8 protein-coding genes and 1 tRNA gene are annotated in these 11,716 nt (G+C 64.2%); 6 read left to right on the top strand and 3 right to left on the bottom strand.

The features are described 5' to 3' along the window. Positions 1 to 2,733: DUF748 domain-containing protein (locus tag EOL86_08205; protein ID NCD25557.1), on the top strand; the 2,733-nt coding region annotated here is incomplete at its 5' end. Positions 2,734 to 2,885: 152 nt separating this feature from the next. After that, positions 2,886 to 3,788 carry a DMT family transporter gene (locus EOL86_08200; GenBank protein ID NCD25556.1) on the top strand — a complete coding sequence of 301 codons (903 nt, stop codon included), beginning with the start codon at positions 2,886 to 2,888 and terminating at the stop codon, positions 3,786 to 3,788. Here EOL86_08200 and EOL86_08195 read toward each other — a convergent pair. From EOL86_08195 to EOL86_08185, 3 genes are read right to left on the bottom strand one after another with little or no spacing between them, the layout of a single operon-like run. Further along, positions 3,747 to 6,731: a PAS domain S-box protein gene (locus tag EOL86_08195; protein ID NCD25555.1), complete on the bottom strand. Its 2,985-nt coding sequence runs from the start codon at positions 6,729 to 6,731 to the stop codon at positions 3,747 to 3,749. The genes EOL86_08200 and EOL86_08195 overlap by 42 nt on opposite strands. Beyond that, positions 6,728 to 7,699: a hypothetical protein gene (locus EOL86_08190; GenBank protein NCD25554.1), complete on the bottom strand. Its 972-nt coding sequence runs from the start codon at positions 7,697 to 7,699 to the stop codon at positions 6,728 to 6,730. Before EOL86_08190 ends, EOL86_08195 begins: the two co-directional genes overlap by 4 nt. 53 nt (positions 7,700 to 7,752) lie before the next feature. Continuing rightward, positions 7,753 to 8,088, bottom strand: coding sequence for a hypothetical protein (locus tag EOL86_08185; protein ID NCD25553.1), 336 nt, complete (start codon positions 8,086 to 8,088; stop codon positions 7,753 to 7,755). 185 nt (positions 8,089 to 8,273) lie between these two features. On the opposite strand from EOL86_08185, the gene zwf reads away from it, so the two are divergent. From zwf to EOL86_08165, 4 genes are all read left to right on the top strand, one after another. After that, positions 8,274 to 9,746: a glucose-6-phosphate dehydrogenase gene (gene zwf, locus EOL86_08180; protein NCD25552.1), complete on the top strand. Its 1,473-nt coding sequence runs from the start codon at positions 8,274 to 8,276 to the stop codon at positions 9,744 to 9,746. Then, positions 9,626 to 10,483, top strand: a complete 858-nt coding sequence (gene pgl, locus EOL86_08175) for a 6-phosphogluconolactonase (protein ID NCD25551.1) — start codon at positions 9,626 to 9,628, stop codon at positions 10,481 to 10,483. The genes zwf and pgl overlap by 121 nt, the downstream gene beginning before the upstream one ends. A gap of 13 nt (positions 10,484 to 10,496) precedes the next feature. Further along, positions 10,497 to 11,582 carry a hypothetical protein gene (locus EOL86_08170; GenBank protein NCD25550.1) on the top strand — a complete coding sequence of 362 codons (1,086 nt, stop codon included), beginning with the start codon at positions 10,497 to 10,499 and terminating at the stop codon, positions 11,580 to 11,582. 55 nt (positions 11,583 to 11,637) lie between these two features. Further along, positions 11,638 to 11,713: transfer RNA gene (locus EOL86_08165), tRNA-Ala, on the top strand. Positions 11,714 to 11,716: the final 3 nt, after the last annotated feature.

Here is an 11,716-nt window from a genome sequence, read left to right as displayed (position 1 = left end):
CGCGTCGCCTTCCGCGACGAAACCCTGCCCACGCCCTTCGCGAAGGAAGTGCGCCAAGTCGACATCACGGTCACGGACCTGAGCACGGCGGTCAACGCCACGACCAAGGCCAACGCGCATCTTGAAACGGAGCAAGGGGAAAAAATCGACGCCACCGCCTCCTTTTCCCTGACGCCGTTCTCCCTGGCCGGTTCCATCACCGCCCAGGGACTCAAGGCCCGGGACTACACGCCATATTTCCAAGACGCCCTGCCCCTGCGCCTGACTTCCGCCGTCATCGATGCCGGGGCGACCCTGTCCCTGGCGTCCGGCGGGACCGCCTTCCGGGTGGACAAGGGCAAGGTGACGATACGCGACGCGGCGCTCGCGGCCCAAGACAACGCGGGCAGCGTGAAGGCTCGACGCATCGCCCTGGACAACATCGCCGTGGACCTGGACCGCCGCGCCGTGAAAACCGGCGAACTCCTGATCGATGCCCTTGATCTGACCACGTCCGTGGACGCGGACGGACGGGCCCGGATCATGGACGCCCTGGACGCCCCGGCCCCCAAACAAACCTCCAGGCAATCGACCAACGTCGCGCCCACCGCGAACGGCAAGGCATCGCCTCCTGGAACCGCCCCGGCCTGGACCGTGCATTCCGCCGGTGCCTCCTGCGCCAACCTGTCGCTGACCACCGCCGCCACCGGCAATCCCCAGCCCCTGGTCGTGAACACGCTCAAATTGTCCCAACTTGCCGTGGACACGGGCGCGCGCCAGGTATCCGTCGACAGCCTCGACCTGTCCTTGGCTCTTGGTCTGGTTCTGCGCCAGGACGGCAGCCTGGATCTGGCCAATCTGTTCGCGTCCACGCGGGGCGGCACGGCCAAGCCCCCCACGGGCGGTTCCAAGGGCCCGGAATGGACGGCGAGCCTGGGACGGCTTGCCCTGTCCGACAGCGCCGTGAGCGTCACGGATGAATCCGCGCCCAGACCCGTGCGGCTGGACGTGGATCAAATTTCCCTGAAATCCAGCAAACTTTCCACGGATCTTGGCAAACCCGTTCCCCTGGACTTTTCCTGCCGGGTCCAAAACGAAGGCTCCATCGCCATTGACGGCGACCTGACTCCGGGCTCCGTGACCGGCAAGGGCACCGTCAAAATTTCCAAACTGCCCCTCGCTCCGGCCGCGGCCTACGCCGCCCATGCCGTCAATATCGGCATCCCCTCCGGGCGTCTCGATGGCGACCTCGCCTGGACCCTGGAACCCAAGGGCGCGGGACGGATCACGGGCGGCATCAGGCTGGACGGGCTGCGCGTGACCGAGGGCCGGGGAAAAACCGAAATCGCCGCCTGGCGCACCCTCGATCTGCGGGACATATCGGTGCGTCTTTCCCCGCTGGCGATCCGCGTCGGACGGGTGGACCTGATCGAACCCAAGGCTGTCTTCATGATCGACAGACAGGGCAAAACCACCCTTGACCGAATCGCCCCCGAACCGGCCCGGCCCGCCACGGTGACATCGTCCACGTCGCGACCCGCCCCGGTTCGGGACGGCAAACGAGGCCCAAGCCTGGACATCAGCACCATCACCCTCAAAAAGGGCCGTTTTTCCTTTGCCGACAAAACCGTGTCCCCCCAATTCGAAAGCGTTATCGCGCCCCTGGATCTCACCGTGTCCGGATTTTCCCTGGACCCGAAAAAACGTTCGGAGCTGAAACTCTCGGCCATGGTCGACGGCTCGGCTCCGGTCACGGTCAGCGGCTGGATTTCGCCCTTGCGGACCCCCTTGGAGGCCAACAGCACCATCAGCGTCCGCAACCTGAATCTGACGCCCCTGTCCCCGTATTCCGCCAAATTCATCGCCTATCCGATTATCCGGGGCCAGCTCGACTGGGACCTGGACATCGGCACCCAGGCCAACAACCTGGCCATGGGCAACGCCATCAAGGCCCGCCAGCTGGAACTGGGCAACAAGATTCCCTCCCCGGAAGCCGCCGATGTCCCAGTCAAGCTCGGTCTGTCGCTGCTCCGGGACATGGCCGGCGACATTTCCATCAACCTGCCCATCAAGGGCGACCTGACCGACCCCAAATTCAGTATCGGCGGCATTGTCATGCAGGCCTTCCTGGGGCTCATCATCAAAACCATTGCCTCGCCGTTTTCCATTCTGGCCAGTCTGGTCCCCGATGGCGGCAATCAGGACATAAGCAGGCTGCCCTTCCCGCCCGGCCTGGCCGTGCCCGCTCCGGAAACCCTGCAGTCGATGCACACCCTGGCCGGGATCATGGCCAAGCGCCCAGGGCTGGCCATCGTGCTCAATGGCCGCGCCGCCATGGCCGCCGACCGCGAGGGTTTGGAAGACATGCAGTTTCGCCGCAAGTTGCAGGTGGTCAAGTTCGACGATCTGTCTCGCGGCGAACGGCGCAAAACCACGGTGGAAAATCTTGAAATCACGGAAGGGGAATACGCCGATCTGCTCTGGCAGGCCTACAAGAACGAGCCCGTTGAAAAGGAAAAAAACGCTTTTGGTCTGCACAGGGAAGTGCCGCGCGAGGTGCAAGAAGCCAAGTTACGCGAATTGATCCACGTTACCGACAAGGATCTGATCCGTCTGGCCGCCAGCCGGGCCGAATTTGTCCACGACTATCTTGTCCGGGAGCTCAAGATCGACCCCGGCCGGGTCGCTCTTGGGCAGGTCGGGCCGGCATCGCTGTCCAGCGCGGCCGAGGTGGCCCTGGAAGTGCGGCAATAATCTCCCGGACCGGGCTCTCCGGTCCGGGCTCCGCGCCGCGTGTTCACCGACGCAACCCATCCCCGAACCGTCATGGGTGATTCCCCGGCGCCAAACGCGAAGCGCGGAGCCGATCTTGCTCCGCGCGACATCGAGGCGTAAATCCCCGCCCCATGACACTCCACGCCCTGCCCTTTGCCGGTGAATGCGCGGCCCTGCTGGCGGCCCTGATCTGGTCCATGAGCACCTTCCTCTACGCCCGAACCGGAAACCGGGCCCCGGCCATGCTCCTGAATCTGGTCAAGGGTTCCCTGGCCGTGGCCATGCTGTCCGCGACCATTCTGGTTCTGGGCGAGGCCGCTCCGACCCTGGACAGGCGGGATTGGCTGTGGCTGGCGGCAAGCGGCGTGGTGGGCATATCCATTGGCGACAGCGCCTATTTCGCGGCCATCAAACGCATCGGGCCCAATCAGACCCTGCTTGTCGAATCCCTGGCTCCCCCCCTGACCGGCATCCTGGCCCTGATCTTCCTCGGCGAAGCCATCGGGCTCATGGCCTGGGTCGGCATTTTCCTGACCATGGGCGGCATTCTGTGGGTGGTCACGGAGCATCCGGTGCACGGCGACTTTTCCATGCCGGGACTGGGCTTCGCCACCCTGGCCGCCCTGTGCCAGGCCGCGGGCATGGTCATGTCCCGGCAGGTCATGAGCACCACGTCCGTGACCCCGCTGTGGGCGGCCCTGATTCGACTGGCCTCGGCCAGCCTGATTCTGTGGACCGTCCTGCCCGTTATCCGGCCGGGCCTGATTCTACGCCGGGAGCCCTGGACAGCCATCGGCACGGCCCGGCATGGACGCAAGCTCTTTGTTCTGGCCGTGTTCATGGGCACCTTCCTGGGCATCTGGCTGCAGCAGGCGGCCCTCAAACTGACCAGCGCGGCCATTGCCCAAACCCTTCTCTCGGTCAGCCCGCTCTTTGCCCTGGGCGTGGCCCGAATCCTGGGCCAAAAAATCTCCCGACGCAGCCTGATCGGCTCACTCCTCGCCCTGGTCGGCATCGCCCTGTTTTTCCGCTGAGCCCTCCGTCTCCGACCCTGGCGGCAGGACACACGACGCGCCATCGGTCAGGGGCAGGGCCATCACGAACCGCGTCCACTCCCCGACCTTCGTTTCCACGCGCATGGCGCCACCATGTTCCTCGACCACGATGAAATACGACACGGACAAGCCCAGCCCCGTGCCCTGCCCCACGGGCTTGGTGGTGAAAAACGGATCAAAAACCCGGCCACGCACCTCCTCGGCGATGCCCGGCCCATTGTCCCACACGCTGACCACCAGCCAGTCTCCATCCCGGCGAGCCCGGATCTCCACCCGGGGCGCACTGTTTGGTCCGGAATGCGCGGCGGTCGCGGCGTCGGCCGCGTTGCCGATCAAATTCAGAAGCACTTGCTGGATTTTCTGATGCTCGCAGACCACAAGGGGCAGGTTGGGTTCGATATCGACGGTCAGCGCGATCTTTTGGAAATCGTAATTCTTGCACAGGTCAAAGCTCGTGCGGGCCAGGACCAGGGTCGCGTCGATCAGCTCGGCCATGTCGCAGGGCTGATGCGGGCCGGGCTGGACCCGGCTGAAACCGAGCATGCCCCGCGCTATGGCGGCGGCGCGCTCGCCCGCCTCTTGCAGCGCGTCCAGCACTCGCGGCAGGTTACGCTCCCGGCCGTAGAGGGCGACAAGCTCGAAGGCGATGCCCGCCTGCCGGGCGGCTTCGTGATTCCGGGGCAGATCCGCGAACAGACGCTGGCGCAAGGTGTGTGTCGAAACGAGGATGGCCGCCAGGGGATTGTTGATTTCGTGAGCCATGCCGGCCGCCAGTCCACCCAGGGACAACATCTTTTCGGATTGCAGCAGCATGTCCTCGAAGCGCGTTCGGTCGGTCACGTCGTCGATGCGCACGACAGCGCCCGGAATATCCGCGAAACGCAAGGGGTACACCAAAATATCCTCGAACACGCTCCGACCGTGGAGCTCCCGTCGCGTCCTGGGCCGGACGACCTGCTCGCCGGAATCCAGGGCGTCGCGCACCAGGGCGATCAACGACGACCGGTCCGGCCAGATCTCGCCCAAAAGGCGCCCCCGGGCCTGACCTTCGGGCACTCCGCTGGACTCCTCGGCGACACGATTCCAATGAGTCACCCGGCCCGAGACATCGACGCCGATAAGCACCGAAGGCATGGCATCCACGATTTCGCGCAGCAGATGACGCAGGCGGACGGCCTCCAATTCGGCCCGCCGACCATCGGAACGATCCGTGATCACCGCCAAAAGCTGGCCGTTCTCGCTCGGCGGCACGATCCGCAGACGGATGCGGGCCGGAAAATCACCGCCATCCTTGCGCCGACACGTCCATTCAAAGGACAGCGATCCTATCCGGGCGGCCGCGCGCAATTTGGCGCCGATTTCATCTCCACCTGTATCCGGGGCGCAAAGATCGGCCAGACGCAGCTCCCGGCACTGATCGAGGCCATGGCCGAACATGCCCGGCAGGCGCCGGTTGCATTCTTCCACGCTCCCGTCCGGGGCCAGAAGCAAAACGGTATCGGGCAAGGTGTCCAAAAGCCCGCGTAGGCGGGTCGCGTGGGCCACGAGGGAACGCTGGCTCTCTTCCAAGCGCGCGGCCATGTCGTTCAGGGCCAGGGCCAGACGCCCGACTTCATCCCGGGCCTCGACCGGGGCCCGCCAATCAAGACGCCCCTGGCCCAGGGTCTCGACCATCCCGACCAGACGGCGCAGCGGCCCGGCCACGAGAATGGCCGCGCCCACGGAACCCAGGAAAACCAACACGGCCCACCCCAGAAACAAGCCCACGACGACCAGGGCCTGCATCCGCACCGGCATCATGGAGTCCCCGACCGGCGAGGCGAAAATCAGCCGCCAGGGCATGGTGGACAGGGGCACAGCGGCGCAATGCATGAACCGGGAATCGTCGGGATACAGCCGCAGCATGTCAAACGGGGACTCCCGCAGCCGGTCCAGATAGGCCCGCGCCGGCTCCATGGCGCTCAGATCCCGGACATTGGTTTCCGGGCTCAGTCGCAGGGCCATTTGCAACGCCGCGCGCTCCGCGTGGATCATGGGCAGCAACGGCGCGAAAAGCTCCTCCGGCCGCAGACTGTCGGCCATGCGCAAGCCGTGCTCGTCGAGCAGTACCAAGCCGGCCGTTGCCCCGCGCACGCCGGGATCGCGCAACAAACGAGCCTGGATGATGCTGGCGTCGTAACGGGCCCGCAGGATACCGATCACGATGCCGGAAGCCCCCCGGATCGGACTGCAAAAATACAGCGAAGGACGGCCCGAGGCCAGGGAGACAAGCACCGGCGACACGGTGGGCAGGCCCGTGGCCATGGTCTGGATAAAATAGGACCGCGAGCTTTTATCCGGGGCGGCGTCACGGGCGGCGGTGTCCACGACGACCAGGCCGGAAGTGTCGAGCAAGGCATAGGAGGTGATATGCACGGGATCGCGGCGACGGCAGGTGTCGAGAATGGCGCGGACTTCCAGTTCCCATTCCAGGCTCCGTCGCGACAGCGGCAGTTCCAGATACACCGCCAGTCGCGGTTGCAGGGCCTCGCCGCGAACCGTCGCGAGAATCGTGCCGATCAGGGTATCCACGGCGGCGGCGTTGCGGCTGGCCATTCCAAGCAGGTTCTCATGAATCTTCCCATGCAGGCCGTTGAGCATGATCTGATTGGTCAACATGCCCAGAAACAGCAGGGGCAACAAGGATAGGGGCAAGCACAGGGCGAGGAATTTTTCACGCAAATCCAAAAATCGAAACGCCCGGGCCACCAAGAACAGGCTCGCGCCCAGGCACCCGAAACACAGCAGACACAGGCTCGGAAAAATCCAATCCGGTATTCCGATCCAGAACACCCGCAGCACCGGGATGACCAGGACCAAACCCAGGGCCACGCCCACCAGCGCGCCAAAAAGAATCCGCTGAAAATCGGATTGGGGCCTCATGGCCCCACCTGCCGCGCCGGCAAGAACGAACCGTCCAGGAGCTTTCCCAAATCGGGCCGCTGGGAAAGATAGCCCTGCTCCACCAAAAACTCGACCTGTCCGCTCCCGACGTTGGCAAGGGATGAATTGCCATCGCCATCCCGAAAAGCGCCGATATTGGCCTCCAGGTCAAAAACCCGAAATCCCGCGCCGTTTTGGGGAGCAGCCACGCCCGCGACCCGGGCAATGGCGGCCGAGGCCTTTTCCGGCTCGGCCATCCACAGGGCCTGGGCCTCGAACCAGGCGGCCACGAAGGCGCGCACGTCGGCCCCACGGTCCCGCGCGCACCAGTCGTTGAAAACCACGACATCGACGATCAGCCCTGGAATGTCGGCCGTGGAAAACAGCATACGGGCGCCCTTGGCGCGGGCTTCGCTCAAATACGGCTCCCACGTATAGCCCGCCTGGATGTTGTGCGGCATTTCCTTGGCGACAAGTTCAAAATCCAGGTCCACCAAAATCAAATCCCGAGCCGACAGGCCATGCCGCTCCAACATGGCCGCGATGAGCAGCTCGCCGCCGCCCCCGCTCCGTTGAATCCCGACACGCTTGCCCGCCAAATCGCGCGGATCGCGGATATCCGGGACGGCCACCAGGCCCTCGGCGCCCTCGGAACTGTCCGTGACCAGAACCACCTTCAGATCCACGATACCCGAGCGTAGCAGCTCGAACAGCCCGCTGCAGCACCCGTCCAGGCGTCCCGAGAATAAATCCAGCAGCATATGCGTGTAGTCGTCGTACAACACGGGCACGACATCGACGCCGGCACGCCTGAACAGGTCCTGGTCCTGGGCAATGGCCATGGGGTACCACCCCGGCCACCGGTACCAGCCGACGCGCAACGGACGATCGCCTGTCGTGTCCTGGAACAGACAGGCCGGAACAAGCCAAAACAGGGCCACAAGCATCACCACGAGACGTTTACGCATTTCAAGTCTCCCGACGGGCCGGAATTGTCGCGGCCAAATCAGGCTCCCCCGCGTCACTGGGTGGTCTGATCGAGGTTCAGCACGCGCCAGTGCCGGGCGGGAATGGGCAGACAATAGCGCACCCCCGGTAAATCGGCGCACATCAGAAGGCGGCCGGAGCCTTCTTCCCAGTAAAGCCGATCCAGGAACAGGGCCAAGGTGTTGCGCGGAGACAGGCCGTCCATGTCCAGACTGGGCAAACACGTTTCCATGAGGGCCTTGGCAGCCTGCCGGGCCATGTGGGCTCCAACGGGGGTCAGGGCCACGTCCTGAACGTCGATGGCATGAAGCATTTGTTCATCGAGAGCACGATGCAATCTGACGGAACCAAAACCAGCACGGTCATTCATGGCGTCCTCCCTGGAGTTTGAAACATCCGATACACGAAGCACACGCAAACACCACGATCACGATTCCATCCTTGCGGTCCAGGCCTTGCCTTTTGGACCTGTCCTGATACCTTCGTAGCACATAAAACCAAGTCTAGGAAACCACGGTTTTCCGGTTCACTTCCATCCAATGCAAGGATTTCGCCATGAGCCCCGATGCCCCCGCCTGCCCTCTGGTTCCTCCGGCCGATCCGGTCACCCTGGCCATTTTCGGCGCCACCGGGGACCTGGCCACCCGCAAAATCTTTCCGGCCCTGGCCGCCCTGTGCCGCAACCAGCTGCTGCGCGACGACACCCGGATCATCGCCGTGGGCCGCGCCGACATGACCCAGGGCCACTACCACGCCCAGCTTGGCCAAAAATTGACGGGCGTCATTCCCGAATCCTGTCTGGCCAGCCTTCTGGCCAAAACCAGCTATCTGCGCATGGACCCAGACATCCCGGAGTCCGCCAGGGCGCTGGCCCGGGCCCTTGACTCCGTCGACGGCACGGCGGCCATCAACCGCCTCTTTTACCTAGCCGTGCCACCATCGGCCTATATCCCCCTGGTCACGCGCCTGGGCGAGGCCGGCCTGGGGCACGAACCGGCAGGGGCCTCGGCGCGCATCGTGGTCGAAAAACCCTTTGGCCGGGACCTGTCCTCGGCCCAGGAGCTGGACCAGGCCCTGCACCTGTATTTCCGCGAGGACCAAATTTTCCGCATCGACCATTACATGGCCAAGGAAACCGTGCAAAATCTGCTCATGCTGCGTTTTGCCAATGCCCTGTTCGAGCCGCTGTGGAACCGCCGCCACATCGACCATGTCCGGATCACCGCGGCTGAATCCCTGGGCATCGGCCATCGCTCCGGATTCTACGACCAGGCCGGGGTTCTCCGGGACATGTTCCAAAACCACATGATGATGCTCTTGGCCCTGTGCGCCATGGAACCGCCGTCCCGCTTCGAGGCCGAGCTGATCCGCGACGAACGCTCCAAGGTTTTCCGCGCCCTGCGTCCCCTGGACCCGGACCATCTGGACGACATCCTGATCCTTGGCCAGTACGGACCGGGCACCATCGACGGGCACGCGGTGCCTGGCTATCTCCAGGAACCGGGCATCAATCCGACCTCGACCACGCCGACTTTCGCCAGGATGAAAATCTTCCTGGACAACTGGCGCTGGCAGGGAGTGCCCTTTCACCTTTGCTCCGGCAAGCGTCTGGCCGCCAAACGCACGGAAATAGTGATTCAATTCAGGGAAGTACCTGTATCCATGTTCCCAAGCGGCGCGGCCATTCCGCCCAACCGCCTTGTCCTGGGAATCCATCCGGACGAGGTGGTCCGTCTGGAGGTCCAGACCAAGGGCCTGGGTTCCACGCCCTGCCCGAGCTCCCGCTCCCTGGAATTTTCCTATGGAGCGGAATCCGTCCTGGGCCGGATCGACGACTACGCCAAGGTTCTGCTGGATTGCATTGTCGGGGACCAGACCCTGTTCTGGCGCCAGGACGCGGTGGAACTATGCTGGGGATTTCTGACCCCCATACTGGATCGCCGCGACCATCCCGGACCCCGGCCGCCCCTCCATGCATATCCCGCGGGCGGCCCCGGACCCAGACCCGCCCCCCGGATTCGGCCATGACCCGCCTTTGGCTCGAATTCACGGACCCCGACCTGCTGGGCCGGGCCTCGGCCGCCCATGTCGGCCGCATAGCCCGACGAATTCTGGACCAGGCGCCGGTCTTCCGTCTGGCCTTGTCCGGCGGCTCAAGCCCCCTGGGCATGTTTCGCCATTTAACCGAACCAGCCATCTTTCCGTCCGAATTGTGGTCCAGAACGCAGGTATTTTTCGCCGACGAACGATTGGTCCCCCCGAATCACGCCGATTCCAACTTTGCATCCGCCAGCCACCACCTCCTTGACCGGGTGCCCATCCCGAGCCGCAACATCCATCGCATGCCGGGCGAGCTGCCACCGGAAGACGCCGCCCTGACCTACACGCGCGACTTGGCGCGGTCCTTTGGTCAAAACGGCGTGCCGGTCTTTGATCTGATCGTCCTGGGCATGGGCGCCGACGGACACACGGCCTCGCTCTTTCCCGGCGCCGAACTCCCTGGCGGCCGGCATCTCGTGGTGGCTCCGGTGTCCGCCCCAAGCATGCCCCCGCGACTGCCGCGCCTAACCCTGACCCCGGCAGTGCTCGACGCGGCCCGCCGGATCCTGTTCGTGATCCTGGGCGCGGACAAGCACGCGGCCCTGCGCGCCATCCGGGACATGGCGTCGGATGTGCCAGCGGCCAAGGTCGACGCCCGCAGTCAAAGTTGGTATATTTGCCCACCCCTTGGAGCGGGCCAACAGCCCACCGAACAACCCGATTGAACCTGGAGGAAACATGGCTGGCTTTGAAGGAACCAAATGGGCCGCGCATCAGGCCCGCTACCTGCTTCGGGATAAAACCCCGACCATGGTGCCCATGGCCGATAAAATTCCGGCCGTGTCGCGCTCCGTGCATTACGGCCTGTGCCTCGCCTTCGAGGGCATCCGCTATTTCATCGCCCCGTCCGAGGATGGCGGATTGCAGATCCAATTCTTGAATCTGCGCGGAAATCTGCAACGCTTTAGGCGCTCCATCTCCTTCAACCTGGGCGCCTCCCAGCAGGACTTGGTGCCGACCGAGGCCGAGTTGGAAGCATTGATCCTGCGTTTTTTCCGTGACCCGAGCATGGCCGGGTTCGTGTGGGACATGGCCCAAACCGCCGGCCAGGGCTATCTGCGACCCTTCACCGTGGACGAATCCCAGTCCATCGGCGTGACCTTTCCCGACAACCCGTCAATCCGCATGGTCACCTGCAGCTACGACCGTTACATGGGCGAGCCCTTCAGCGGCGTGGTCGTGCCCCGACTGGTCCGGGCCGTGGCCGCCAACGGCACGGGCTGCCTGAAACTGGGCGCCAACTATCTCCTGAGCGTCAAGGCCGTGGACGCGGCCAAGGCCATCCTGCCCGAGGCCAGCTCGGCCCTGTTTCTGGACGACCGTCTGGATCTGCCCCTCTGGGACCGCAAAATCACGGAATGGGATTCGTCCTGCTGCCTGATCGGTCTGGCCGACGGCACGGTCATCAAAATTCCCGATGGTCCGCTCATTCTGCCCTCGGTGACCATCCAGGGCATCCGGGCCATCCTGGAAGACCAGGGCCTGACCGTGGACGAACGGGACATGAGCTACGGCGAATTTCGGGCCAAGGCCGAAAGTGGTGAAATCGCGACCATCTGCTCCGTGGGCACGGCCGGCATCCTGAACCGCACCGACCGACTGATCCTCGTGGACGAAACCAACACCCCGTGCGCGACATTCCGTGCCCAGACCGATCACGAAATGCACCACATCCTTGGCCTTGCCCGTCAAACCTATTGGGAAGTCTATCAAGACAAGGCACCAGTCCCGGCCGGACAAACCTTGAACATATATCCCATTTAGCCGTCTCCAGGTGTTGACAAGGCGAAACAGACCACATATCAGCCTTTTCACGCCTGGGGATGTAGCTCAGCTGGGAGAGCGCCGCGTTCGCAATGCGGAGGCCAGGAGTTCGATCCTCCTCATCTCCACCAAAA

It is taken from the genome of Deltaproteobacteria bacterium (assembly GCA_009930495.1).
Lineage (GTDB): Bacteria > Desulfobacterota > Desulfovibrionia > Desulfovibrionales > Desulfomicrobiaceae > Desulfomicrobium.
Note: the sequence above shows the minus strand (reverse complement) of the source record. Positions and strands in the feature narration are given on the sequence as shown.